The sequence below is a fragment of the Chryseobacterium oranimense genome (assembly GCF_900129755.1).
GTDB classification, from domain to species: Bacteria; Bacteroidota; Bacteroidia; order Flavobacteriales; family Weeksellaceae; genus Chryseobacterium; species Chryseobacterium oranimense.
Window position 1 is genome coordinate 943498 of the sequence record NZ_FQWT01000001.1, and the last position, 25806, is coordinate 969303.

Sequence of the window (25806 nt, forward strand, 5' to 3'; positions counted from 1 at the left end):
GCCAATTCATCATAATTATGGCTATTCATCCCCCTTAACAAACTTTAACCACATATAATTTTTACAATTCATTAATATTTAAGATATTTGCGCATTGTTTTAAAAATAAAGAATGAAAAAAATCTTTGCGGTATCATTCATATCAGTTGGATACTTCCTAAATGCACAGAGTATAAGTAACTCTCCGTATGCAACCTATGGAATTGGAGATGTAAAATATGATAATACGATTGAAACTGCCTCTATGGGTGGTATATCTACTGCTTATATCAGTGATTTCACAAGCAGCTTCAATTTCGCAAACCCTGCGAATAACTCTAATTTCGAGCTTACAAGCATTAAGCTGGAAGCTACCAACGAAAACAATTACTTCAAAACAGATTACAACAATACGAAGTCTACCAAGCATTCTACGTATCTATCTAATATATCATTAGCTTTTCCTTTGTCTCCAAAGGTAAAGATGGGTCTTTCCTATCAGCCTTACAGCTCCAAGAGCTATGACATTGAAAATAAAAGCCCCAGATACACCACCGTATATGATAACGTTGTTACAGAAGACGGATATTATACGAACCGTTTTAAAGGAAGCGGAACTCTTAATACTGCACAGGCAGCCATTTCTTATAAAATAGATCAGAATTTTGCAGTAGGTTTAAGAGCTAACCTTTATTTCGGTAATCTTTACGATCTGAACGAGCTTAAATCTTTCGATAAAGACGGTGTAGCCAATGCTGAATATATCAACGGTTATGAAACCAAAAACAGCATTAAAAACTTTAATTTCACACTTGGGGGTAGCTACCAGAGCCTGAATACCCGTACAGACAGAAAACTGACTATTGGTGCTACGGCTACATTTGGGAATACAAGCAACATGACTACAGATTACGTCAACAGTACTTATGTATATTCTGATGTTGCACAGACAGTTAAAGCTCTGGAAACCATTATAGAACAAAAAAGCACAAGCTCTAAAAACCTTCTTCCGTTACAGGCATCATTTGGAGTTGGGTACGGAAGCGAGAACCACTGGTTCTTTTCAGGACAGCTTGATTATAAAAAAGGAGAAGATATTTCTTATTTCGGGAAAACATTTGACTTCCAGGATACGTACAGAATTTCTGCCGGAGGATGGTATCTGCCGAATTACAATAACTTCAGAAGTTATTTCTCAAGGGTAATTTACAGATATGGGGCTTTCTACGAAAGAGGAAGTCTTAAAATAAACGGAACCAGCATTAATAAATTCGGGATTTCCGGAGGAGTATTGCTTCCGTTTAAAACAAGCAGCATTACAAGGATGAGCGGTCTGGAATTAGGCATTGAAGTCGGAAAGAGAGGTACGCTTAAAAACAACCTGATCAATCAGAATTACATCAATCTGAAAGTAGGATTCAATTTTGCTGACAGATGGTTCAGAAAGACCCTGTACAACTAAAATGAATTTTTTAAATAAAATATCATATAAAAATATAGCATGCCTTTTTAGTTGTGCTATATTTTTTATATTGACATCCTGTGAAGAGGATCTTACCAAAGCCAATGGCAACAAAAGCAAGAACTTCCCATCACAGATCATCAACAATGCCAATATTATACAGCGGGATTCCGGTTTTATATCATTAAAGGCCAAAGCTAAGATCATTGAAAAATATGAGCTGATAGACAGCCCTTATATCGTAGCCCGAAAAGGTATCATGATTGAATTTTACGATAAAAAGAAGCCAAAGGTACCCGGGAAAATCACCGCTAAATATGCCCGCATTTTTGAATATAAAAAATTCTACGAGGCCAAAGGTGATGTAAGAATTACCACCAATGAAGGCCAGCGATTCGCAATGCAGAGTATTTACTGGGATCAGAAAAAGAACAGGATTTTTACCAAAGATACGGTATACGTTACTATGGAAGATGGTTCTACCCTGGTTGGCGCCAATGGTATGACGGCAAAGGATGATTTCTCAGAATATACTTTCTTTAATAACTCAGGAGATTTCAGTACAAAAAGACTCGAAGAAAAAAAAACACCGCAGTAATATGAGAGTTCAGGCTATCGGACTCATGTCCGGAACCAGTCTGGACGGTCTGGATATATGTTTTGCCGCTTTCGAAAAAAATAACGGCTGGGATTTTCAGATCTTGCATGCTGAAACCATTTCCTATCCCGAAGAATGGGAAAAAAAGCTCAGAAATTCCATTCATTTATCCTCAGAAGAATTACTGGAGCTTCATTCGGAGTATGGTTTTTATCTTGGACGTAAGGTCAGGGAATTTATCGAACGGAATCATCTTCAGAATATTGACCTCATTGCCTCTCATGGCCATACTGTTTTTCATCAGCCAAAAAAGAAATTCACACTACAGATCGGTGATGGCAGAGCCATAAAAATAGAAACCGGACTTCCTGTTGTCTACGATTTCAGAAGCCAGGATGTGCTGATGGGTGGAAACGGAGCTCCTTTGGTTCCTATCGGGGACGAACTGCTTTTCTCAGAATATGATGCATGTCTGAATCTGGGTGGGTTTTCCAATATCTCTTTAAAACAAAATAACAGAAGAATAGCTTTTGACATTGCACCTGTGAACATTGTCTTAAATAAGCTTGCCCGGAAATTCAATAAAAATTTCGACGAAAACGGTGATCTCGCAAGGAAAGGTACACTAGACGAGATACTTTTAGAAAAGCTGAACACCCTGGATTTTTACAGCCTGCCTCATCCTAAATCTTTAGGTATTGAATGGTGCAATGAGTTTATTTTTCCCCTTTTGGAAAATATTCAGGCTGAGGCTGCGCTTACTACTTTTACGGAACATGTGGCGCAACAGATTTCAAATATTATTAATCAAAACAGTTTAAAGAATGTTCTCTGCACTGGCGGAGGAAGCTACAATACCTGTCTTATTGAAAAGATCAGAGAAAAAACGGAGTCCAGGATTATCATACCGGAAAAGCAGATCGTTGATCATAAAGAAGCGCTGATCTTTGCTTTTATGGGAGTTTTAAGGATGAATAACGAGATCAATGTCCTTTCTTCTGCAACAGGCAGTAATGAAGATCATTGTTCAGGAGTATTGGCATAAAAAAACCTTCATTTCTGAAGGTTTTTGATTTATTTGTAGGCTTCGATCTTGTCTGTTAATGTATTGATGAAGTTCTGAAGCGGTTTTTCTACCATCATTTTGATAAAAGGATTAAATTTTCCCTCAAAAAGCATCTGAACCTCAGTTTGATTTTCGCTGACCGGGTTTAAAGTAGCGGTTAATGAAAAATCAAGGCTTGAACTTGCTGACTTCAAAACAGCTTTCTGCTCATCTACTTCATCTATTTTCAAAGCTATTTCCGGCATTCCCTGAAGTCCGAATTTAAAACCGTTATCTCTTGTTTCAAATTTCTGAAGACCGTCCGGCATAAAATCTTTGTAGTTTTCAGGATATTTCAATATTTCAGCCAGCTCTTTAGATGATTTATTGACAATAATTTTTCGTCCTTCTAAATTCATTTTTTATTTTTGTATTTAAATTCTTAATTCTTACAAATATATGTATAAAGTTTTTGTGAACGAAAAAAAATTATTGCTGTCTAAGCATCCTGGGAATCTTGAGAAAGAGCTTAGGTACGAAAGTTTCACAACTTTAGAGATTGCATTGGATCTTTTGGAAAACACCTCGGTAAAAGAGCTGAATGTTTTCGGTGAGAATATTGAAGAAATCTGGGACGAGTTCCAAAAGCTTTTCAGGATCATAGAAGCCGCCGGAGGACTTGTCAATAATCCCGAAGGAGATTTGCTTTTCATTAAACGGTTAGGCAAATGGGATCTTCCCAAAGGTAAAATGGAAAAGGGCGAATCCCGTGAAGAATCGGCAGTGAGGGAGATTGAGGAAGAAACCGGATTAAAAGATGTGGAGCTGGTGAAATTCATCAATACCACCTATCATATTTATATTGAAAGAAACGGTGAAAAAATTCTTAAATGCACCCATTGGTTCGAGATGAACTTTAATGGTGAAGACACTTCAAAACCACAGATAGAAGAAGGAATTACTGAGGTAGCCTGGAAAAACACCACACAAATTGAAAATGAAGTTTTCCCAAGCACTTTCCAGAATATTAAACTGATTGTAAAAGAATTCTGGAGTTCTAAATAAGGATATTAAATAAATTCGATTGACTTTTCAAGCGCAATTCCGCGTGAGCCTTTTAGAAGGATATTTTCAGAGTCAATTTTATTTTCCTGAAGGTAGGCTATTAATTCTGCAGTATTTTCAAAAGACAGTGATGAAGAATTAACAGCTTTAAAATGCTTACCCACCGTAATGATCTGGTCAAATGCCAGCTCATGGGCAAGATTCAGGATATTCTGGTGTTCTTTTCCACTCTCTTCTCCCAATTCAAGCATATCGCCGATGATGACAGTTTTACGCCCCTCAAAAGTGGCAAAATTATGCAGCGAGGCATTCATAGAGCTTGGATTGGCATTGTAGGTATCTAAAACCAGTGTGGTACCTTCTTTTTTTACAACCTGCGAACGCATATTGGTCGGCGTATAGTTTTCTACAGCATGCTTTATTTTATCAAAGCTGATTCCGAAATATAAACCAAGGCTGGCTGCTGCACATAAATTGGTAAAGTTATATTCTCCTGTCAGTTTTGAAACTGCATGTATCCCCTGATACTCCAGTCCTACAAAGTGTTCTTCTGAAAGAAGCCCGAAACGATAATCCGAATGCTCCTTTCCAAAGGTAATTTTAGGGCTATAGTTTTCGGTTTTTTCTGCCTGTATAGGATCATTCTCATTGACAACAATGGTTTTACCATGGCTTTTCAGATAATCATAGAGTTCGGATTTCCCTTTGATAACCCCTTCAAAACCGCCAAAGCCTTCCAGGTGAGCTTTTCCAAAGTTGGTAATATATCCGAAATCCGGCTGAGAAATGGTACATAGCAATTCAATTTCCTTCTGATGATTGGCTCCCATTTCTACTACTGCCATTTCATGCTCCGGTTTTACGGAAAGAATAGTTAGTGGAACACCAATATGGTTATTTAAGTTGCCTGAAGTATACTGCACATTGAATTTCTCGGAAAGAACCGCATGTATAATTTCCTTGGTGGTGGTCTTCCCGTTACTTCCCGTAAGGCCTATAACAGGAATCTTAAGCTGGTTCCTGTGATGAATGGCCAGCTGCTGAAGAAATTCCAGCGTGGAAGAAACATAGAAAATATTTCTACCTTTATTTTCGAACTCTGGTTTTTCTACGATCACGGCAAGAGCGCCATCGTCTGCAGCCTTTTCTGCTAAGGTAGCAGCATTGAAGTTTTCGCCGGAGAAGGCAAAGAAAATGTCATTCTTACCAACTTTTCTGCTGTCGATAGTCACTTTATCTGACTGTAAAAATAAAGGATAAAACTGTTCTATATTCATACTCCAAAAATAAAAAAACCTTCCGGAAATCCGGAAGGTTTTTTTTAAGTATTTTTTGATAATATTATCTTCTAGTTCTGCCCTTATCGCTAGCTCTAGCATCCTGTGCAACACGGAAGCCAATCCATCCGTAAGCTCTGTCCTGGTTTTTGTATCTTCTTTGTCCCGGATCCAACCAATACGCTGTATCCTGCCAAGAACCACCTTTTACAACTCTTACATCATTAGATACTGCAGATGTTCTGTCTCTTGTATCTTTCTGAAGTTTTACTCTTCCACTTGCATCTACAACAAATCTTCTCTTAGGAGCATTGTACATATCAAATGAAGAAGCTGAGTCTGAAGCTCTGTAATATTCTAAAGAAGACTGTCTGTCACCATCTCTGTAGTTTCTAAGATCCGCAACAGTTTCTCTTTCAAATTGTCCAGGTAAACCTTTGTATACTAATCTTCCGTCTGCTAAAGTATCATACTTGATCGAACCTTCATCGATCATTTTGTAAGTTCCGTCACCGTTTCTTACAATAGCCTGAGGCATGTTTCCTCTATAGTAGTTGAAGTCATTAAAATCTTCATCAATGATAGGTCTGTATACGTCAGCAGTCCATTCAGACACGTTTCCGTACATACCGTAGATTCCAAGATCGTTAGATGGATATTGTCTTACGTCTGCTGTTTGTGCAGCTCCGTCATTTTTCCATCCTGCAATACCTGAATAGTCACCTCTTCCCATTTTGAAGTTCTCAAGGAACATTCCTTTATCTCTTCCTTTGGTACCTCTTAATCTTTCGATTTCAGGTTTTTTACCTAAGTATTGGTTGTATTCTCTGTTTTTAGCCATCCCAAGAGCTGCATATTCCCATTCAACTTCGGTAGGAAGTCTGAATTTCTGAACCATTGAAGCATTTGGAGCTCTGTTTGCGGCAAGAAGTCTCTGGTTGGTTGTTTTCATACCAGATTTCTGCTGCATTCTTTTTTCGTTGATATATCCCTGCATTTCCGGATCGTTCGCTTTGAATTTATCCATGTTGAAAGCAGTTCCTCCCTGGTTATTGGATTCGTTGATATACAAATCTTTGGCAATAACCCCGGCTTGCATTAAAGCTTTTTCATTCGCTCTGTCTGTAAGCCACTCACAATATCTGTTCGCCTGAGTCCAGGAAACGCCTACTACCGGGTAGTAATCGAATTCCGGAGAACGAAGATAAGTTTCATTATAATCGTTTCGAGCTAATTTGTTGTCCCATAAAAGAGTATCTGGCAAAGCGCCGTTGTAGATCTCCTTGAAGCTAGGGTCACTTGGTGGAAATACATACTTCAACCATGTCAGGTATTCGCGGTATTCGTAGTTAGTAATTTCTGTTTCTCCGATGAAGAATGAACTTACCTGCATTCTGCGCGGTGTGTTATTCCAATCATGCATAACATCATCTTTCACTAATCCCATTGTAAAAGTTCCACCTTCTACATATACCATTCCTGGCCACCCCTTCTGTTTTTGTTGCTTTCCTGCAAAAAACCAACCTTGTTTTTCGTTTGGTTTCCAACCTGTCTTGCTGACAAATTTTTTAGTACCGCCTCCTTTGCTGGTCCCGGATCCGCCACAGCTGGTTAATGCAAGTGTAGAACTTAATGCTATTAATGAAAACAACTTTAGTTTTTTCATAGTCGATATAAATATTTTCAAAGTACAAAGAAAAAATAAATTATTCAATAAATCAAGTAAACATTTGATTTTTTTGAAAAACGTTAACAAATTAATTTTATTGTATCACAATTTAATTCTAAAATTTTCATTTTATTTGTAATTCAGAAATTTCAATAATAAACATGAAACAAAAAATCACCTTTTTATTACTAATCTCTTTTGTATCAACACTTTGGGCTCAGAGAAAAGCCATAGAATGGGAAGGCTCTAAAATCCAAGATTTTGGTGACACAAAATTAAATCTTCCAAATTTCAAAAATGAAGGTTTTTCGTTCAGCCAAAATAATGTTTTTATCATAACTAAACAAAAAATCGGAGAAAAGCAGCTAAAAGTTTCAGATCTGGCCTGGGAAAGCGTTTCCGGCAAGGAATTGTATGATCTGGACAAGGGCAGACTGCCGGATTATGAAATTGCAGATATTGCTTATTATACATTGGAAGGAGAAAGATATGCCAGCATCAGCGTTGCTTTATTTAAGAATGTAAAAGGGCGTGTTCAAAGACTTTCTTCATTTAATATTTCTGAAACATCAGCTCCCAACAACTTCAGATCGGGAAATGCCAACAAGGTGGGAACTACTGCCAATCCTCTTTCGAGCGGTAACTTTTATAAGATTAAAGTAGACAGATCTGGGATATTCAAAATCACCACCCAGTTTTTAAAAGATAACGGTATTAATCCGGCTTCTGTAAATCCGAAAAACTTCAGGATTTATGGAAATGGTGGTATCATGCTTCCGGAATACAATCAGGATACAAAATACAGCGCCCTTCAGGAAAACGCCATCCAGGTGGTAGGTGAAGAAGACGGCGTATGGAATGACGGCGACTACGCCTTGTTTTACGCTCAGGGACCGAATGGATACAATCTTTATGATACGTCCAACGGAAACGGGTTTAAAAGAATAGACACAAGAACAGACAGAAGCAATAATCTTAAAAATATATATGATGATTTCTCTTACTACTTCATCAATTTTGACAAAGGTGCAGGTAAAAGAGTACAGCCGGTTGATGTCAATCTGCCTGCCGGCAACCTGATCACAAGGTTTGATAATTATCAGGTGATCAACAACGACCAGAAGAATCTTTTAAAAGTAGGAAGAATCTGGGTGGAAGAGGCGCCTTTTACAACAGATAAGGCAGTGACCTTCACTACCGCTTCACCAATACAGGGTGGAGATGTCATCAAATACAGAACACAGGTAGTAGGTTACCGGGCACAGCAGAATACGGTTGAATTTAAGATCAACAACCAAAATCCGATCACGCAGACGGTTCCGGCCAACACTCCCACATACGGGTTTGATTTTTATCAGCTAAAGTATGACGGAACAATATCCAACCTGAGCGGAAATCAGATTACCATTAATTATGCACCGAATATTTCTGTAAATCCGAACGGAGTTTTCCATTTTGATTATGCAGAAGTACAATATAAGGAAAACCTGACATTTAATGGGTCACAGCTAAGTTTCAGAGACTTTTCACTTACCAGCGGGACCAATACCACTTACGGCTTCAGCATTTCCAATGCTGCGAACCTTGAACAGGTATGGGATGTAACAGACATCACCAATGCCAACAGAAGAGTAAACAAAGCAGGCTCAGGCAGCTTCAATTTCGGTTATATTACTTCTGATCCGAATTTCAACAATGAATTTGTAGCATTCCGTGCTGATGGGGCTTATAATCCGCAGTTTGTAGAAAGAGTGGCCAACCAGAACCTTTCCGGACTTCAGAATGTAGATTACCTGATTATTACGGTTCCTGAAATGATGGGACAGGCACAGAGACTGGCCAGCTACCATCAGACGAAAAACAATTATACGGTAGAAATCGTAGACGCAGCTAAAATTTATAATGAATTCGGAAGCGGAAGCAGGGACCTTACGGCAATAAGAGATTTTGTCACTAAACTTAACAACAGTGGAAGACTTAAATATGTATTCATTTTAGGAGATGCTTCTTATGACTACAAAAACAGAATATCCGGCAATTCCAATATCGTGTCCAGTTACCAGGGTGAGAACTCGGCAGATTTCGTCGGATCTTTTGTAACGGACGACTATATTGTAATGACTCAGCCACAGACGGCCTCTACCATTGAAAACAATTTGCCTGACCTTCCTGTAGGCAGAATTCCTGCAGCCAATGTAACGGAGGCAGGAAATATGATCAGCAAAACGCTGGCCTACTACAATGCGCTTCCTGGACAGTCCTCCCCTTTCGGAGAATGGAGGATGAAGCTTGACTTTGTCGTAGATGATGATAAAGACGGAGGAAGCCCTTTCCATGAAGTTACCAATAATACATTGGTGAGTATCTTCGAGGCTCCGGGACAGCAGGATCTGAAAGAATATAATGTTAGAAAATTATACATGGATGCCTTCCCTGCCCAAAGTACCGCTGCAGGACAAAGATTCCCTCAGGTAACCCAGGCTATCTCCAATGATATAGGCAACAGCCTTTATCTGTTCTATTTCGGACATGGAGGTATTAACGGATGGGCGCAGGAAAGGGTATTAACGAGCACTGAGATTCAGAATTCCAATAACTTCTCTAATGTATACAGCAGATTCCCGTTTGTATCTACCATTACCTGTGAATTCACATTATGGGATGAGCCGAACACTTCTTCTGCAGGAGAACAGTTCATTAAGCTTAAACAGGGAGGAGCTGCCGCTATGATCACATCCAGCCGTGCCATCGGGGTAGATTACGGACGTAACTTTACGGATCTTTATACCAAGAACATTTTCAAACTGACTGCTGATGATTTTGAAACTTTAGGCTATGCCCATTTAAATGCCAAAAAGCAAAAAGGAGCTACCATTGACCACCTGAAAGTAAACTTCCTTGGTGATCCTGCTATGAAACTGAGCAGACCTCAGAGACAGCTTGTGATAGACAATATTGAATCTCCGGTTCCCGGATTGATCAGAGGCCTGGATTTTATTAAAGTAAAAGGACATATCAATAATCCGAACGGAACGGTGAACACCACTTTCAACGGAAGAGTTTCCATCAATATTTTTGATAAGAGATTAAATAAAAAAACATTGAATAATGACGGGGTATTGGCTCCTGTTATGGATTACACCGAAGAAGGAAGTGCTATTGTTAAGGCTTCCGGAATGGCGGTAAACGGAGTATTCACGGTTGAATTTTATGTGCCTAAAGATATCAATTATGCAGTGGGACAAGGAAGAATACTGGGATATGCAGACAACAGAGTAATAGATGTATTCAATAACCAGGCAGTACAGGTGGGTGATATCAATCCGAACGGAATTAACGATAATGAACCTCCTAAAGTAAAGCTGTATATGAATAACACCAACTTTGCTGATGGCGGAATTACCAACCAGAATCCGATGCTCTTAGCCTGCGTTACTGATGATACGGGAATTAACTCAACCGGATCCGGTGTAGGACACGATATTACGGTTTATCTTGACGGCCAGATTATCAACACGGTTGTTTTGAATGATTTCTTTGCTTCAGGTGAAGGAAACGGATGTCTGAACCCAGGCCTTGCAGACTATCAGAAAGGAAATGTAACCTACCCTTTCAGAAACCTTGCGATAGGTCAGCATCAATTAACATTTAAAGTTTGGGATATAAACAATAATTCTACAACTGCTACGTTAAACTTTGAAGTTAAGGATGAGACCGACCAGCATCTTGTTATCAACAGACCGCTGAACTGGCCGAATCCGTTTACCAATAAAACATACATCCAGTTTGAGCACAACTGCGATGATATTCTGGATGTAAATGTTCAGATTTATACAATTACAGGAAAATTGGTAAGAACATTATCTCAGCCGGTAGTTGCAGAACCCTTCCTACAGGGCTTTAGAACGCCGCGTCAGGCAATAGAATGGGACGGAAGAGATGATTTTGGGTCAACTGTTGCAAAAGGTACGTATATTTTTAAGATATTTGCAAAAAGTCAAAATCAAGAAAAATGCAAAGGAAGTGCTACAGCTGTAGAAAAAATGGTACTTTTGAAATAAATTAAATAATACATAGACAATAATTGTTATAAAAAACTGATAATATATAAAAGACAACATATGAATTTAACTACTAAACTGCTTTTGGGATTTGGTTTAAGTGCTGGTTTTTTAGGCTATTCGCAAGATTTAAGTAAAATAAATCCAGTATTAACCGGGGCTCCTTTTCTGAGAATTGCACCAGATGCAAGATCTGGAGGTATGGGAGACCAAGGGGTGGTAACTTCACCGGATGCATTTTCACAATTCTGGAATGCGGCAAAATATCCTTTTAGCAGAACAAGTTCTTCCATTGGTCTTAACTACACGCCTTATATGGGGAAACTTACCAATGATGTATTTTTACTGTATGGTGCATTCCATAAATTTTTAGGACAGGAAGAAAGATCCACTATTTCTGCAAGTATCTATTATTTCAATATGGGGGAAGTAGACTTAACCCAATTGGTAGGTTCAGAAGTAACTTCTATGGGTACTTCAAAACCTAATGAATTTTCCATCGACGTTGCTTATGGTCTGAAACTTTCCGATTCGTACTCCATGGCCGTTACCGGTAGATTCATCCGTTCAGATTTAGCCGGAGGCTTCAATACGGATACTACCCTTAAAGCTGCCAACAGTTTTGCAGTAGACGTTTCAGGATACTATACCTCTCCAAAATTCTCAAGTTTCGGAGGATATGACGGTAAAGTAAATGCTGGTTTTGCTGTTCAGAACTTAGGTCCTAAACTAGACTATACCGGAAATGAAGAATCAAGATCTTATCTTCCTACAATGGCAAGATTAGGTATTGGATACGATATGTATCTGGATGATATGAACAAGATCGGTCTTAGTGTAGAAGGTTCAAAAATCCTCGTTCCGGGATCCGAATACGTAGGAATTGACCCTAACACAAGACAGCCGAGATATGAAGTTCCTAACGTAGGTGTAATGGCAGGAATCGGAAAATCTTTCAAAAACAAGAACAGTATCATGTACAGCGGTGCTTTGGAATATTCTTATGATAATGCATTTTCAGTAAGAACAGGTTACTTCCACGAAAGCGAAGAGCAGGGAGCAAGACAGTTCGCTACAGCAGGTATCGGATTGAAGTACCGTTCTTTCGGACTTGATATTTCTTATCTGATCAATATGTCAAAAATCAATACGGCTTTAGATAACACCCTTCGTTTCGGTCTTACCTGGAACATTGGTGATGAAACATCTAACGTAGATTATTAAGAACATTATACAATATAAAAAAGCCTCATTGTCATGAGGCTTTTTTTATGTCAATTATGAAGATCAATGGTCAATAGTCCAATTCCAGCATTAAATTTGTATTACCCCATTCGTTTCAATTACCCGTTAACAATTTATTACAGAAATATAATATATAAGTTTGCAAAAGTCCTATTTTTATAAGGCTTTTCTTATTTTCAATAATTAATTTTGTAGGATGAACTATTCAGCAGAACTCAAAAAATTCGTTACCAGCCAATATGTATATTCTGCGATCAGAATTACGCTGGCAACCGTTCTGCCATGTTTAGTCCTTGCCCATTTCGGAATCCTTAAAGAATATTTTCTTTTTCCTCTGGGAACCAGCTTTGTGGCACTTTGTGACCAGCCCGGCCCTTTTATCAGAAGAAGAAATGCACTTACATTTGCTATTTTCTGCTTTGTTTTTGTGGCACTCATTGCCAGTCTCGTCATGAATTTTAAGGTGCTCGTCATTCTGGAAATCATCATCTTCGGAATGTTTTTCTCCTTAATTGGTGTTTACGGGCAGAGGCTTGCTGCAGTGGGATCATTATCTCTTGTTGTACTGGCCATTTTTATCGACGGGCATCTTACCGGCAGTAATATTTTTAAGAGCCTGCTTATATTTGCATCCGGATGTACCTGGTTCCTGCTGATTTTCCTTGTGGTTACTACCATTCAGCCATATAAACTGGCCAGCCAGATGATTGGTGAAAACTACCTTCAGCTTGCTGAATTTTTAAAAATAAAGGCCAATTATTATCAGAAAAATCCGGATTTCGACAGACTGACTACCCAGGTTATTGCCAAACAGGTAGGAATTAAAAACCTTCAGGAAGAAACCAGGGAAACTGTTTTCAAGACCAGAACCATCGTTAACGAATCTACGACAACCAGTCGTCTTTTAATGCTGATGTTCCTGAATTCCATGGACCTTCATGAAAAGCTGATGACCTCGGAAAGTGATTATCAGAAGCTGCAGCAGAGTTTTGAAGACAGTATGATCCTTGTCAATATCCATGATTACCTCAACCTGCTTGCCGATGAAATTACCAATATCGGGATTTCACTTCAGATAGGAACGAGAGCCAAACCTATGGCCGATCTGGAGCTTGAACTGAAAAACCTCAACTATCATTATTTCGAACTCCGCAATAAACAGCTTACTCCTGATAATCTGGAAAACTTCATGATCCTTCGCCAGATCCTGATGCGCATTAATGAAATCACCAAGGAGATCAACGAGATTTATAAAGTATTTTCCCAGAATATAAAGCTGGCAAAAAGTCTTTCCACAGGGCTGGATCTGAAAAAGTTCATGCCTAATGAAGAGAAACTCAATTTTAAGGTTTTAAGGAATAACATTTCGCTTTCCTCGTCTCATTTCCGGCACGCGATAAGAATCACTACGGCCCTGCTGGTAGGATATCTTTTCTCGATGTTCGATTTCCTGGGACTTGGCCATACGTACTGGATACTTATTACCATCACCGCTATATTGAAGCCCGCCTACTCTATTACCAAAAAGCGGAACCTTCTCAGGCTTTACGGAACCATTGCAGGCGCCGTAATAGCCTACGCTATTTTACATTTTATCGATATCAAGGGGCTATTATTTTCTATTTTGCTTTTGAGCATGATTATGTGTTTCAGTTTTCTGAAAGGCCGTTACTTTTGGGCAGTCCTGTTCATGACGATTTATGTATTCCTGAGTTTTAATTTTTTAAATCCCGGAAATGTAAATGTGATCTTTAAAGACAGAATTCTTGATACCTTCATTGCAGGAGTAATTGCTTTTGCCGTGTCTTATATTGTTCTTCCGGTCTGGGAGCATACCCAGAATCTGGATCTGATGAAGAAATCTGCAGCGGATAACCTGATCTATTTTGAAAGTGTGATCTCCAAATTCTTAGATGGAAATTTTGATATTGAAGATTATAAAGTAAAACGGAAAAATGCCATCATTTCCCTGGCCAACCTTTCCGACAATTTTCAGAGAATGATCTCTGAGCCGAAAAACCAGCAGAAAAAACTGGAAGTCGTACACCAGTTTGTTGCCACCTCACACCTGATTACAGCCTACACCGCATCTTTGTCCCAGTATTCCAAAAACAATGAAAAATATCCCGAGATAGATGCTGAAAGCTGGAGCAGAAAGATAGAAGCAGAAATGCAGCAGACTTCTGTTCTGCTGAACGGAAATGAGATCAATGAAGCTCTAAAAATGGAAAGCCGGTTAGAACCAGAAGATTCTTCCATTGAGGACATGCTTTCGAAAAGAAAAACAGAAATAGAGGAAAACGATGTTATTGACCGCAGAGATCCTGATAAAATTTCACATTTAACGGAGCTTAAAAATATCCATGATATATTGGAACTGATTTATGATGTGGCTAAAGAACAGAGAAAAGTCATCGAAAAATACAAAAACGAAGCAGACCCTATTCCTCCACAATCGTGAAACAGTAATCATCAAAGAATTCCACTCTTGCCTTGAACTCATCTGAAAACTGCTCATCATAAACCCGGCAGCTTATTTTATGAAGATGTTTAAGCTCAAACGGCTTTACTTCATAGTTTTTTTTCAGAGACCAGTATTTCGAGTGGTGAATCTTATACATACTTTCCTTTACACTCCAGATAATGGTATAAAACGTCACGGAATTATTTTCAGGAATGAACCCTCTTTCATTTTCGTAGGTGAACTTATCGATAACCCTTAAGATCTTCGGGTTGAATTTTTCAATATCAATGCCTATTTTATTCTTGGAAATGGCAATAGCAGCAAAAGGAAATGAATGGGTAATGGAAATTTCAGCATCTTGAGGAGACAGAAACGGTTCCCTCTCTTTGTATAAAATTTTGGAATGAGGCTTTAAACCTTTTAAAAGTTTACGCACCATCAATACTTCCAGAAGTTTTTTAGGATGGTAATCCTTTACCTTATCAGCATTTTCAGGTTCCAGAAGCTCGTGGATATCAAGTTCTTCACTGTCATCATATTTCCATACAAGGATCGTGGCATTGTCATCTGAAAAATCTCGGTAAAGGGGCATTGTTTTTTTATTCGATAAAAGTAGTAAAAAGATGTGGAAGTTGAAAGGGATGAGAAACGGATACGGGAAGATGGAAGTTCCCTACAGTCTGCAAAATAACCTTAGGCATTAATTAATATATAGATTTTCCATCTTCCCGCATCCGTCTCCCTTCTTCCCTTCTTTTTATTTCGACTGATGATTCACATCATTTCTATGTTCAAGAATCTCAAGATGTTCATCTACAAAATAAGCACTTCCGAACCCATTTACGTAAGAACCTTTTACCGGCTGCAAAGCAATCAGAATAAAATCCCCCATTTCAGCAATAACGTCAACGACTTTTCCGTGAGTTTTCTTTAGTTTGTCAACAACTGTATTCCAGGTTTCCGAATCTCTTTCTATTTGTGAAGGTATTGCTTCAAGAGTTAATCTTTCACGGGCATAAATCTGTTTGGTAGCCGATTCATCCTCAATGAACATCACTGAAACTTTTCTTCCGTCAGCAAGGTTTTTAGTGTGTTTTGCCATAAAAGAAACAAGGATATAAAGTGTATTTTCTATCTGTGTAAAAGGAGCATAGCTGGAATTAGGAGTTCCCTCTGCATCTACAGTAGCCAAAATCACACTTCTGGTACGTTCTATTAATTCTTTCACTTTTGGAGCTACCGGCTTTGCTTTTCTGTGAGCCTCTTCCTGAGTAGGGTTATGATTCATAGTATAAAATTTTATCTGTAACAAACATAGTTATTTAAATTAAGACTAAATAACATTAACAACTGTTTAATCTCATCATTTGAACTCGATCTGCCGTTTTTTTATCTTAATTATTAATTGTAATTTTGCATTTCGTTATCAACTGAATTTAAATTTTATTCATTACATATGAGTACTACAACACAATACGTTCCTTACAAAGTGAAGGACATATCCCTAGCAGAATGGGGAAGAAAAGAAATTACCCTTGCCGAAGCAGAAATGCCAGGTTTGATGTCCATCCGTGAAGAATACGGACCATCTCAACCTTTGAAAGGAGCAAGAATCGCAGGATGTCTTCACATGACGATCCAAACTGCTGTGCTTATCGAGACATTGGTGGCTTTAGGAGCTGAAGTTACCTGGTCTTCTTGTAATATTTTCTCTACTCAGGATCATGCTGCTGCTGCTATTGCTGCTGCCGGAATCCCTGTTTATGCCTGGAAAGGTCTGAACGAAGAAGAGTTTGACTGGTGTATTGAGCAGACTTTATTCTTCGGTGAAGACAGAAAACCATTAAACATGATTTTGGATGACGGTGGAGATTTAACAAACATGGTGTTTGATAAATATCCTGAACTGACAAAAGACATCAAAGGACTTTCTGAAGAAACCACTACAGGAGTACACAGACTGTACGAAAGAATGAAGAACGGAACTTTGGTAATGCCTGCCATCAACGTAAATGACTCAGTTACCAAGTCTAAATTCGACAACAAATACGGATGTAAAGAATCTGCAGTAGATGCTGTAAGAAGAGCTACAGACGTTATGCTTGCCGGAAAAAGAGTGGTAGTTTGCGGATACGGAGACGTTGGTAAAGGTACTGCTGCTTCTTTCAGAGGAGCAGGTTCTATTGTTACTGTTACTGAAATCGATCCGATCTGTGCGCTTCAGGCTGCAATGGACGGTTACGAAGTGAAGAGACTGGATACCGTTGTAGACAACGCTGATATTATCATCACTACTACAGGAAACTTCAACATTGTAAGAGGAGAGCATTTCCTTAAAATGAAAGATAAAGCAATCGTTTGTAACATCGGTCACTTCGATAATGAAATCGATATGGCATGGTTGAACAAAAACTACGGTTCTACAAAATCTGAAGTGAAGCCTCAGGTGGATATCTATACGATCGAAGGTAAAGAAGTAATCATTCTTGCAGAAGGTAGACTTGTTAACTTAGGATGTGCAACAGGACACCCGAGCTTTGTAATGTCGAACTCTTTCTCTAACCAGACTTTGGCTCAGATCGAACTTTGGAACAACTCTGCTGCTTACAAAAACGAAGTATATACACTTCCTAAACATTTAGATGAGAAAGTAGCTGCTTTACACCTTAAAAAATTAAGCGTTGAGCTGGAAACTCTTTCTCCGGAGCAGGCTGAATATATCGGTGTAGATGTAAAAGGGCCATTCAAGCCTGAGTACTACAGATACTAATATTTTTAATCTTATATAATAAAAGACTTTTCAGGTTTCTGGAAAGTCTTTTATTTTTTCTGCTGTTTTTATTAATAAATTCTTTTTCAGGGAGCTATTTCCCGCTATCCGCTCATACTCCTCGCGTCCAACCTCAGCCCTTCTGCTGCGGGGTAACCACTGCTATCGGGGCTATGACAGTAGTCACACAGCGGCAGTTCTCCGTATTTTACCCATATTTTTTGCTGTATTGCGGCTAATTATTTAAAAAATGAATATATTTAGCCCCTTAAACAAAAACATCATAATCAATGAAAAAACAAAAAGTCTCGAATGCATTCGTAGCCGCGTCCTGGATAGCATTAGGAGCAGGAATGATAGGTTTTATCGTAGGTCTTGCAAGGGCAGAAATGCAATTGAATGAAAAAGGATATTATTTTACCATCCTGTTGTATGGCCTGTTTGCCGTAGTTTCTTTGCAGAAAGCAGTTCGTGACCGGTTAGAAAACATTCCGGTAACAGATATTTATTACGGAATATGCTGGTTTGCTACCTTGTCTTCCATTGTTCTGCTGGCTGTAGGGCTTTGGAATGCGACTATCCTTCCGAGTGAAAAAGGATTTTATGCATTTGCATTCCTTCTCGCTCTTTTCGGTGCTATATCCGTTCAGAAAAATACCAGAGACAATATGCTCCAGGAATAATATAAAACGCTCCAAATCTGGAGCGTTTTTGTTGTTTATTTTTTTTACCAATCATAACAATTCACTTGACTTTTATAAATAAGAAATTCAGCAAATTCACAATTGACTATTCACAATTAATTCTACTTATCATACTGGTTAGGATGCTTTGCTTTAATATCATCCACCGTACCCAATACTTTATCTTTTAAAGAATCCTGGTATTTCTGAAGATTTTCAGCAATTGCTTCATCTGCACTTCCTAAGATTTTCACGGCTAATATTCCCGCATTCAAAGCCCCGTTTAAAGCTACCGTGGCTACAGGTATTCCCCCCGGCATCTGAAGGATAGACAATACGGAATCCCAGCCGTCAATAGAATTGCTCGACAGAATCGGAACCCCGATCACGGGTAAAGTTGTGCAGCTGGCGACCATTCCCGGAAGGTGTGCAGCACCGCCTGCTCCCGCGATAATTACTTTCAGGCCTCTTTCCCTTGCCGTTTTTGCATAATCAAACATTCTTTCAGGAGTTCTGTGCGCTGAAACTACCGTCAGTTCGTATGGAATATCAAGGCTTTTCAGAAAATTCGCAGCCTGTTCCATGATTGGCAGATCGCTTTGGCTGCCCATAATAATTCCTACCATCTTCAATTTTTATTAGATGGTCAAAGATAAAAAAATATAACCTTTTTTAACATACATTTCTTTCTGCCCTTTCAGACAAGAATGATGAAAAATATTTCACTTTATAGAATCGCATAAAGAAGTTAAACTGTGTTAATTTTGACTTACCGTTATCATTTTTTTCCAATATTTGTTTTACCAACAACATAAAATTACTTGTAATGAAAAATTTAAAAAAGCTTAAAAAAGAAGAATTAAAAAAGGTTTTAGGAGGTATGGAGCCCTGTAAATTCCAGCTTTGTTTTAGAAACGGCAAGTGGACATGTGTTCCTTTTGATACATGCGGAGGATTCGAACCTTAAAAAACAAAGAGAGTACATTTTGAATGTACTCTTTTTTATTATATACTTCATCAGTTCTTCTGTACCTCCAAAAAATACAACAACTGTACCCATTCGCTTTATTCCATAACAGGTATATTTGTTCGTTATACCTGATTTCACATTGAAAGATTATAAACTTATTTTTGCCGTTCTCACGGTCGCTCTTGTTTGGGGAACTACATTTCTGGCGATCCGTGTTGCCGTGGAAACTATTCCCGCATGGTTCGTGGCCGGGATACGTCAGTTTCTGGCAGCCATGATTATGCTTACCATCCTTCTTTCAAAAAAAGAATTTAAATGGATAGGCTGGAAAGCCTTTGGTTATCAGGTTATTTTTGCGTCCCTTATGCTCGTAGTGGCCAATGGAATGACAACCGTAGCGGAAGAAACCGTATCCAGCAGTGTTGCTTCACTGATCAGTGCGTGCTCTCCTATTCTTGTATTCCTGGGAAGTGTGGCTGTTGGTCTTCAGAAATTCAGTTTCCGGGCTCTTGCAGGTGTCCTTTTATGTTTCAGCGGAATTCTGTTTATCTTCTGGGACGGAATACAGGACCTGGCGAATCCACAATACAGAACTGGAATGATCTTCCTTTTCTGCGCGATTGCCGGTTGGGCCTCAGGAACTATTTTTACCAAAAAGCTCAATATCCAGAGTGGCAATATTACCCTGAACCTGTTTTATCAGTTCCTGTTTGCAGGAATAGTACAGATTATGTTTGCCTTCTTTTTTTCAGAGAACTATAATTTCGGAAACTGGAGCTTTAAAAGTATTTCAGCATTGCTTTACCTGGCCGTATTTGGTTCTGTTGCTGCTTTTTTCGCCTTCCATTATGCATTAACCAAAATTTCCCCGGTGCAGGTGTCCATACTCGCTTATGTGAATACTATCATTGCTATATTTCTGGGGTGGCTCATTATGGATGAAAAAATTTCCCTTAAATTTATTCTTGCAGCAGTAATGATTATATGCGGTGTCTTCATTATCAATTACAAGCCGGAAATGTTTAGAAAGCAGAAAATTACATGAGAAGATAAAAGCAAAAACACGAAGCCTAAAAGCGATGGTTCCCACTTCCAAATTCCCCTATTGATCAAAAGTTTTCCGAATTTTTAACGGGTTGATTTACAACACAAGTCGGTCAATAAAAATTTCCCCATTTACTCATACCACACAGGTAAATTTCATATTTTCCTTATTTTTTCCTATATTGTTTACACCAACATTGACAATATGCTTAAAAACACATTTTTTATACTTTTTGCTGGTTCTTTCCTATTAATTAGCTGTGATTATAAAGAAAAAGAAAAAAATCTCACAGAAAGAGAAAAGCAATTACTGGAAAAAGAAAAACTATTTGCAAAAAAAGAATCCGAATATCAGTCTCTTTTAAAAATGAGAGACAGCATTTTTTCCAAAAAAGATTCTGTCAAGATAGTCCTGTGGCCGGAAGAAATCTCCGGTCCATGGACAGGAAAAGTGATCTGTACAGAATCCAACTGCAGTGATTATGCAGTGGGTGATCAGCGTACGGATATCTGGGAATTCGACAGTGATTCTATTCACCTTTCAACAAAAATCATTAATAACAATAATCTGGTGAGGGTTTATTCCGGTAAATTTGAAAATAATGAAATCAAACTTAATTTCAAAACAGATTCCACTTCCCAGAAAAAAGTAGAAATGAATGTTCTGCTGAATGATATTTCCGACACCAAATTGAAAGGAACAAGAACCATAACCACCGACAATGGCTGTACCGCCAAGTTTTCCGTCGAATTAGTACGTTCCACAAAATAAAAAACACCTATGATTTTACTGAGTATACACAATCTGAATTTTCCTATAGAAGATCCGGTTTTAAAATTCCTGTTGGTATTGGTCATCATCCTTGCCGCTCCCCTGCTTTTGAATAAAATTAAAGTTCCGCATCTGCTGGGACTTATCATTGCCGGAGCAGTAATCGGGCCTAACGGGTTCAATGTGCTGGCAAGAGACAGCAGTATTGTGGTAACAGGAACTACCGGCCTTCTTTACATCATGTTTCTTGCAGGGCTAGAAATTGATATGGGCGATTTTAAGAAGAACAAATGGAAAAGTCTCACCTTCGGAATTTATACTTTTGCCGTACCTTTTGTGCTAGGCTATCTGGGTGGTTATTATCTCCTGGGATTCTCAATGCTTACTTTCATCCTTTTTGCCAGTCTTTTTTCATCGCATACCCTTATTGCCTATCCGCTGGTCAGCAAGTTGGGAATCGCCAAGAACAAAGCAGTCAATATCACCGTGGGCGGAACGATGATTACGGATATCATGGCCCTTTTGGTACTTGCCGTAATCGTTGGAATGTCGCAGGGTGATGTAGGCACAGGTTTTTGGGTTAAACTTTCTGTTTCCTTCATTGTTTTCGCTTTAATTGTTCTGATTGTATTCCCGATTATAGGACGTTGGTTCTTCAAAAAGGTGGATGATAAGATTTCACAATATATTTTTGTACTTGTTATGATCTATCTGGCCGCGCTGTTGGCTGAGTTGGCGGGTGTGGAAGCTATTATCGGGGCATTCTTTGCCGGGTTAGCATTAAACAGGCTTATTCCTCACACCTCATCACTTATGAACAGGGTAGAATTTGTAGGAAATGCCATATTTATCCCTTTTTTCCTGATCAGTGTGGGAATGCTTATTGACTTTAAAGTTTTCTTTAGAAGCTGGGAAACCCTTGAAGTTGCCGGGATTATGCTTGTTGCCTCCATCGGAGGGAAATATATTTCAGCAGTGATGACGCAAAAGACTTTCAGGCTATCCAAAGAGGAAGGAAAACTTATTTTTGGACTGAGTTCCGCATCTGCAGCAGCCACATTAGCCTCAGTAATGGTTGGATATAATATTATTCTTTCAGAAACTGAGACCGGTGAACCGGTAAGACTATTGAATGAACATGTACTGAATGGAAGTATCCTTCTGATTCTTATTTCCTGTACGATTTCTTCTTTTGTTTCAATGGCCAGCGCCCAAAAGATTGCAGAAAGTGATAATGAAGATACGGTTTCCGGGAATAGTCATGAAGAGGAAAATATTCTTCTGGCGATCAATCATGAGGAAACTGTTGAAAGAATGGTGAATCTTGGCATACTGATTAAAGCTCATGAAAATACAGAAAACCTCTTTGCCTTAAATGTCATTAATGAAGATAAAAATGAATCTTCTGTAAAAAATGCCGAAAAACTGCTTCATCAGGCAACAGATGCCGCCGCAGCGGCTGATGTCAAAATGCAGGCTCTTAAAAGATATGATAATGACGTGATCAATGGAGTGAAAAATGTGATCAAAGAACAGAATATTACCGATCTTATCATCGGTCTGGAAGATGAAAAAGGCTTCTCTCCTTCTTTTGTTTACAACCTTTACAATGGATATCTCCAAAATGATGATGTGAATGTATTGGTTTACCATGCAGCACAGCCGCTTTCTACCATTAGGAAATATGCTGTAATGATTCCTGAAAATGCCCATAAGGAAGCAGGATTTTTTCACGCCCTGCTAAGAGTGTGGAATATTGCCAGAAATTCCGGCGCCAGTGTGGTTTTTTATGCACCGGAAAACATTCTGGATATCCTTCAGAAGATTGTGAAAAAAGCGAACATAGAAGCAGAGTTTATCATTATGAGTACCTGGCAGGACGGTGAAAAAACTGCTGCAAAACTAAAAGAAGATGAAGCTTTAATTGTCCTGATGGCCAAACGTGGAATGAAATCCTATATTCCGAGAATGAGGCTTATTCCTGAATTACTGAATAAGTATTTAAGTGACAATAATTACCTGTTGATCTTCCCATTTTCAGAATTTAATGAGAACAGTCCGGAAATACGCTCTGTAGGCAATCATGATGATTTTGTTGAAATTGGAAATGTGATTCAGAAGATTTTTAAGTAAAAAAAGAAGAAAGTTTTTGAGAAATAAGGAAGATATTAAATAAATTTAGTCCTGCTCATTATACCACATATCAGTTATCATTTTTATATTTTAGTATCTATAAACTGTGTTTTATTTTTTATGATTGAAAATCTTGAAACTCTCAGCTCTTTTTTAACTTCCTTATTACCATTTTCCTGTGCCATTGCATTGATAGGATTATTCATTGCCATGCTGACACGCCTGTTTAAAAATGTTAGAGTAACAGTAATTGGTATCGTTTTGTTTGCTCAAATTTTTATTCTAGCACTATTATTAATCATAGTGCAAAATATGATGGCAAAAAATATCAGAAATGAAATATTGGGCATCCTTGCTGATCCTAAAACAAAAATAATTGTTAATTATAATGATTTCGGATCGCTGCAACCGGAAGAATTAAAAAAAGAACTTTCCAAACTTAAAGATATTCCTACCAACCATAGTCATCCTACAGAAAAAAAAACAATTCCGGTGATTTCTGCAGCAGGGAATTTTAATCTCCTCATAGCACAAGATTCAAATGATTCAAAAGAATTCTGGATTTTTACAGATAAGTATCAACATAGTGAAGAAACAGAAGTAGGAAAGATTATAACATCAAATATTAAATTGGAAAATGTAAATACATCAGATTAATATTTACACATTAAAAAATAATTAATCTAAGAAAATAGAAAGTCAAATCAACAAAAATAAGAATGAGATTAGCAAATTGACTTGATGAAGTATATGAATAACACATAAAAAAGAGCTGTAAAACAATTACAGCTCTTTCTATATTTTATTCTTAGCTTATTCAGCTATGACTCTCACCATTTCTTTCACTTTGACAAGCTTTTCCATCAACTCTTCTCTGGAATCTGCCAAAACGTTGATATGCCCCATTTTTCTTCCCGGTTTGGTTTCGGTTTTTCCGTAAAGGTGAACGTATGTTTTTGGTAATTTAAGGACCTCATCCATTCCTTCATAGATTACTTTCCCTGCATGTCCTTCCGCCCCTACAAGGTTCAGCATTCCGCTGTATCCCAAAGTGTCAGTATCAGCTAAAGGTAAATTTTTCACTACGCGGTACATCTGCTCAAACTGGGAGTTGGCATTTCCTTCTTGGCTCTGGTGGCCGGAATTATGAAGTCTTGGAGCCGTTTCATTGACCCATACTTTTCCGTTTTTATCAAGGAATAATTCGATGGCAAAAAGCCCCGGAGAATTAATTGCATTTAAAAATTTTTCCGTGATGGAATCAATCTGTTTCTGGATATCTTCGTTTAAAAATACCGGGCAGATATTGAAATCAAGCAAATTCAGCTTTGGATCGGCAACCATTTCCGTTACGGGGAAAGTTTTTGTTTCGCCATTTTCATTTCTTGCCACAATTACAGAAAGTTCTTTGTCGATATCTACCAGTTTTTCAATCACAGAATCCTGTACCCAAAGATTTTTCATATCGTCTGCCGTACGGATTACCTGAACTCCTTTTCCATCGTATCCTCCTGTATTCATTTTCTGTACGAAGGGTAATGGCATTTTAATTTCGTCAGAGCTTCCATCCATCACTTCAAATTCCGGACTTGGAATATCGTGGGCTTCGTAAAACTGTTTCTGAAGAATTTTTTGCTGAATTGTTTTAATAATTTTAGAATTCGGAACCACTTTTATCCCTTGATTTTCAAGTTCGGCCAGAGCATCTGCATTTACATGTTCTATTTCAATGGTTACCACCTCTTTATCTTTCCCAAAATTCAACACCGTTTCATAATCGTTGAAATTTCCCTGTGTGAAATGTGAGATATTATTGCATGGTGCATCAGAAGCCGGGTCCAGTGTATAAAACTGATCGTCATATTTCAGTGCGCTTTGTATCAGCATTCGTCCGAGCTGTCCGCCTCCTAAAATTCCTATTTTCATTCTTACTTTTATTTTTTCTATTAGATTTATTTGCGTGAAGTTTACTGAATTTTATCAATCTTTAAATAGCCAAGCCCCATCAGGTTTTCCTGATTCTCAGCGTCGGATTTCCTCAGGACAATGGAATATTTTTCTTTCATTTTTTCAGGAAGGATATCATTAACGTTGAAAATATCATCAATATCAACACCGTGTTTGTCATCAATATGGCTTACCGCACCTTCAAAACCCATCGTTGCATAAAATTCTGTTGCCTTTGCTCTTTTCACAATTTCTCCCATCGATTTCCCTACCATCAGGTGCTGCTCATGAAACTCTTCAAAAAAGCCTTTCTTGTATCCTCCTAAATTAAGGAAATACAGCTGGTCTTCGGACGGCTGATCTGTTTTCTCAACAATAGTCACTTCATATCCATCTGCAAATTTCACTTCCTGATAACAGTCTATATGGATTTTTCCTTCTGCTTCCTTCCAGAAATCCTTCATATCGGGAACGAGATCTTTAAGATTTTCTGCGATCCCGAAAAAAACGTCATGCTGCTCAATATTCCTGCCCTTGGGCGTTGCACCGAGAATGATATAAAATAATTTCATTTCACTTTTCATATCTGCAAAAATACGTCAAATTTATCTTTTTTAAACGT

The 25806-nt window shown here is 38.3% G+C and carries 22 protein-coding genes; 14 read left to right on the forward strand and 8 right to left on the reverse strand.

Features of this window, described 5'->3' with window-relative positions; genetic code table 11:
* The first annotated feature begins 112 nt into the window (after positions 1-112).
* Genes BUB03_RS04295 through BUB03_RS04305 form a run of 3 tightly spaced genes read left to right on the forward strand, consistent with a single transcriptional unit; the run spans position 113 to position 3084 of the window.
* Positions 113-1441, forward strand: a complete 1329-nt coding sequence (locus BUB03_RS04295; RefSeq protein ID WP_073060478.1) for a hypothetical protein — start codon at positions 113-115, stop codon at positions 1439-1441.
* Between the two features lies 1 nt (position 1442).
* On the forward strand, positions 1443-2039 hold the full coding sequence (gene lptC, locus BUB03_RS04300) for an LPS export ABC transporter periplasmic protein LptC (protein ID WP_073060480.1): 597 nt from the start codon (positions 1443-1445) through the stop codon (positions 2037-2039).
* Position 2040: 1 nt separating this feature from the next.
* Entirely contained in the window at positions 2041-3084 is a 1044-nt protein-coding gene (locus BUB03_RS04305) for an anhydro-N-acetylmuramic acid kinase (protein WP_073060482.1), read from the forward strand.
* A 29-nt stretch (positions 3085-3113) separates the two neighbouring features.
* On the opposite strand, the gene BUB03_RS04310 is transcribed toward BUB03_RS04305, so the two are convergent.
* Positions 3114-3503 (reverse strand): hypothetical protein, encoded by a 390-nt coding sequence (locus tag BUB03_RS04310; RefSeq protein ID WP_040998816.1) that lies wholly within the window; start codon positions 3501-3503, stop codon positions 3114-3116.
* A 40-nt stretch (positions 3504-3543) separates the two neighbouring features.
* Here BUB03_RS04310 and BUB03_RS04315 point away from each other — a divergent pair, with 40 nt between their 5' ends.
* The gene (locus BUB03_RS04315) at positions 3544-4149 is read left to right on the forward strand and encodes an NUDIX hydrolase (RefSeq protein WP_040998813.1); all 606 of its coding nucleotides are present in this window, start codon (positions 3544-3546) and stop codon (positions 4147-4149) included.
* 5 nt (positions 4150-4154) lie between these two features.
* Here the strand turns inward: BUB03_RS04315 and BUB03_RS04320 are convergent, their stop codons facing one another.
* Together BUB03_RS04320 and gldJ are read right to left on the reverse strand one after the other, a co-directional pair.
* A complete protein-coding gene (locus tag BUB03_RS04320) occupies positions 4155-5426 on the reverse strand; it encodes a UDP-N-acetylmuramoyl-tripeptide--D-alanyl-D-alanine ligase (protein WP_073060485.1) in 1272 nt (423 codons plus the stop codon).
* Between the two features lie 64 nt (positions 5427-5490).
* Positions 5491-7092 (reverse strand): gliding motility lipoprotein GldJ, encoded by a 1602-nt coding sequence (gene gldJ / locus BUB03_RS04325; RefSeq protein ID WP_040998809.1) that lies wholly within the window; start codon positions 7090-7092, stop codon positions 5491-5493.
* 164 nt (positions 7093-7256) lie between these two features.
* Here gldJ and porU point away from each other — a divergent pair, with 164 nt between their 5' ends.
* From porU to BUB03_RS04340, 3 genes are all read left to right on the forward strand, one after another.
* Entirely contained in the window at positions 7257-11156 is a 3900-nt protein-coding gene (gene porU / locus BUB03_RS04330; protein WP_073060488.1) for a type IX secretion system sortase PorU, read from the forward strand.
* 60 nt (positions 11157-11216) lie between these two features.
* On the forward strand, positions 11217-12380 hold the full coding sequence (porV, locus tag BUB03_RS04335) for a type IX secretion system outer membrane channel protein PorV (RefSeq protein WP_040998806.1): 1164 nt from the start codon (positions 11217-11219) through the stop codon (positions 12378-12380).
* A gap of 217 nt (positions 12381-12597) precedes the next feature.
* On the forward strand, positions 12598-14862 hold the full coding sequence (locus tag BUB03_RS04340; RefSeq protein WP_073060489.1) for an FUSC family protein: 2265 nt from the start codon (positions 12598-12600) through the stop codon (positions 14860-14862).
* Here the strand turns inward: BUB03_RS04340 and BUB03_RS04345 are convergent.
* Complete coding sequence (locus BUB03_RS04345) at positions 14843-15457, reverse strand: 4'-phosphopantetheinyl transferase family protein (protein WP_073060492.1); 615 nt, start codon at positions 15455-15457, stop codon at positions 14843-14845. The two genes, BUB03_RS04340 and BUB03_RS04345, sit on opposite strands and share 20 nt — an antisense overlap.
* Before the next feature lie 165 nt (positions 15458-15622).
* Positions 15623-16153 carry a HugZ family pyridoxamine 5'-phosphate oxidase gene (locus BUB03_RS04350; RefSeq protein WP_073060494.1) on the reverse strand — a complete coding sequence of 177 codons (531 nt, stop codon included), beginning with the start codon at positions 16151-16153 and terminating at the stop codon, positions 15623-15625.
* 168 nt (positions 16154-16321) lie between these two features.
* Between BUB03_RS04350 and ahcY the strand changes: the two genes are divergently transcribed.
* Both ahcY and yiaA read left to right on the forward strand, forming a co-directional pair.
* The gene (ahcY, locus tag BUB03_RS04355; RefSeq protein WP_040998801.1) at positions 16322-17635 is read left to right on the forward strand and encodes an adenosylhomocysteinase; all 1314 of its coding nucleotides are present in this window, start codon (positions 16322-16324) and stop codon (positions 17633-17635) included.
* A gap of 290 nt (positions 17636-17925) precedes the next feature.
* Positions 17926-18318, forward strand: a complete 393-nt coding sequence (gene yiaA, locus BUB03_RS04360) for an inner membrane protein YiaA (protein ID WP_073060497.1) — start codon at positions 17926-17928, stop codon at positions 18316-18318.
* Between the two features lie 122 nt (positions 18319-18440).
* Here yiaA and purE read toward each other — a convergent pair whose 3' ends face one another.
* Positions 18441-18944: a 5-(carboxyamino)imidazole ribonucleotide mutase gene (gene purE / locus BUB03_RS04365; protein WP_073060499.1), complete on the reverse strand. Its 504-nt coding sequence runs from the start codon at positions 18942-18944 to the stop codon at positions 18441-18443.
* Positions 18945-19144: 200 nt separating this feature from the next.
* Here purE and BUB03_RS21780 point away from each other — a divergent pair, with 200 nt between their 5' ends.
* From BUB03_RS21780 to BUB03_RS21650, 5 genes are all read left to right on the forward strand, one after another.
* Complete coding sequence (locus tag BUB03_RS21780; RefSeq protein ID WP_155859177.1) at positions 19145-19285, forward strand: bacteriocin-like protein; 141 nt, start codon at positions 19145-19147, stop codon at positions 19283-19285.
* Between the two features lie 142 nt (positions 19286-19427).
* Complete coding sequence (locus tag BUB03_RS04370) at positions 19428-20333, forward strand: DMT family transporter (RefSeq protein ID WP_073060501.1); 906 nt, start codon at positions 19428-19430, stop codon at positions 20331-20333.
* A gap of 204 nt (positions 20334-20537) precedes the next feature.
* On the forward strand, positions 20538-21104 hold the full coding sequence (locus tag BUB03_RS04375; RefSeq protein WP_073060503.1) for a hypothetical protein: 567 nt from the start codon (positions 20538-20540) through the stop codon (positions 21102-21104).
* Between the two features lie 9 nt (positions 21105-21113).
* Complete coding sequence (locus tag BUB03_RS04380; RefSeq protein WP_073060504.1) at positions 21114-23237, forward strand: cation:proton antiporter; 2124 nt, start codon at positions 21114-21116, stop codon at positions 23235-23237.
* 120 nt (positions 23238-23357) lie between these two features.
* Complete coding sequence (locus BUB03_RS21650; protein ID WP_139258757.1) at positions 23358-23894, forward strand: hypothetical protein; 537 nt, start codon at positions 23358-23360, stop codon at positions 23892-23894.
* Positions 23895-24050: 156 nt separating this feature from the next.
* Here the strand turns inward: BUB03_RS21650 and BUB03_RS04390 are convergent, their stop codons facing one another.
* Together BUB03_RS04390 and BUB03_RS04395 are read right to left on the reverse strand one after the other, a co-directional pair.
* On the reverse strand, positions 24051-25163 hold the full coding sequence (locus BUB03_RS04390) for a 5-(carboxyamino)imidazole ribonucleotide synthase (RefSeq protein WP_073060509.1): 1113 nt from the start codon (positions 25161-25163) through the stop codon (positions 24051-24053).
* Between the two features lie 41 nt (positions 25164-25204).
* Complete coding sequence (locus tag BUB03_RS04395; protein ID WP_040998899.1) at positions 25205-25756, reverse strand: DUF1543 domain-containing protein; 552 nt, start codon at positions 25754-25756, stop codon at positions 25205-25207.
* Positions 25757-25806: the final 50 nt, after the last annotated feature.

What these genes read in the sequence shown, in the direction of transcription:
- BUB03_RS21650 (WP_139258757.1), top strand. Translation starts at nt 23,358, where the DNA reads ATGATTGAAAATCTTGAAACTCTCAGCTCTTTTTTAACTTCCTTATTA.
- BUB03_RS04375 (WP_073060503.1), top strand. Translation starts at nt 20,538, where the DNA reads ATGCTTAAAAACACATTTTTTATACTTTTTGCTGGTTCTTTCCTATTA.
- BUB03_RS21780 (WP_155859177.1), top strand. Translation starts at nt 19,145, where the DNA reads ATGAAAAATTTAAAAAAGCTTAAAAAAGAAGAATTAAAAAAGGTTTTA.
- BUB03_RS04390 (WP_073060509.1), bottom strand. Translation starts at nt 25,163, where the DNA reads ATGAAAATAGGAATTTTAGGAGGCGGACAGCTCGGACGAATGCTGATA.
- BUB03_RS04380 (WP_073060504.1), top strand. Translation starts at nt 21,114, where the DNA reads ATGATTTTACTGAGTATACACAATCTGAATTTTCCTATAGAAGATCCG.
- BUB03_RS04320 (WP_073060485.1), bottom strand. Translation starts at nt 5,426, where the DNA reads ATGAATATAGAACAGTTTTATCCTTTATTTTTACAGTCAGATAAAGTG.
- BUB03_RS04340 (WP_073060489.1), top strand. Translation starts at nt 12,598, where the DNA reads ATGAACTATTCAGCAGAACTCAAAAAATTCGTTACCAGCCAATATGTA.
- BUB03_RS04295 (WP_073060478.1), top strand. Translation starts at nt 113, where the DNA reads ATGAAAAAAATCTTTGCGGTATCATTCATATCAGTTGGATACTTCCTA.
- BUB03_RS04395 (WP_040998899.1), bottom strand. Translation starts at nt 25,756, where the DNA reads ATGAAATTATTTTATATCATTCTCGGTGCAACGCCCAAGGGCAGGAAT.
- BUB03_RS04345 (WP_073060492.1), bottom strand. Translation starts at nt 15,457, where the DNA reads ATGCCCCTTTACCGAGATTTTTCAGATGACAATGCCACGATCCTTGTA.
- BUB03_RS04310 (WP_040998816.1), bottom strand. Translation starts at nt 3,503, where the DNA reads ATGAATTTAGAAGGACGAAAAATTATTGTCAATAAATCATCTAAAGAG.
- porU (WP_073060488.1), top strand. Translation starts at nt 7,257, where the DNA reads ATGAAACAAAAAATCACCTTTTTATTACTAATCTCTTTTGTATCAACA.
- purE (WP_073060499.1), bottom strand. Translation starts at nt 18,944, where the DNA reads ATGGTAGGAATTATTATGGGCAGCCAAAGCGATCTGCCAATCATGGAA.
- gldJ (WP_040998809.1), bottom strand. Translation starts at nt 7,092, where the DNA reads ATGAAAAAACTAAAGTTGTTTTCATTAATAGCATTAAGTTCTACACTT.
- yiaA (WP_073060497.1), top strand. Translation starts at nt 17,926, where the DNA reads ATGAAAAAACAAAAAGTCTCGAATGCATTCGTAGCCGCGTCCTGGATA.
- lptC (WP_073060480.1), top strand. Translation starts at nt 1,443, where the DNA reads ATGAATTTTTTAAATAAAATATCATATAAAAATATAGCATGCCTTTTT.
- BUB03_RS04305 (WP_073060482.1), top strand. Translation starts at nt 2,041, where the DNA reads ATGAGAGTTCAGGCTATCGGACTCATGTCCGGAACCAGTCTGGACGGT.
- ahcY (WP_040998801.1), top strand. Translation starts at nt 16,322, where the DNA reads ATGAGTACTACAACACAATACGTTCCTTACAAAGTGAAGGACATATCC.
- BUB03_RS04315 (WP_040998813.1), top strand. Translation starts at nt 3,544, where the DNA reads ATGTATAAAGTTTTTGTGAACGAAAAAAAATTATTGCTGTCTAAGCAT.
- BUB03_RS04350 (WP_073060494.1), bottom strand. Translation starts at nt 16,153, where the DNA reads ATGAATCATAACCCTACTCAGGAAGAGGCTCACAGAAAAGCAAAGCCG.
- porV (WP_040998806.1), top strand. Translation starts at nt 11,217, where the DNA reads ATGAATTTAACTACTAAACTGCTTTTGGGATTTGGTTTAAGTGCTGGT.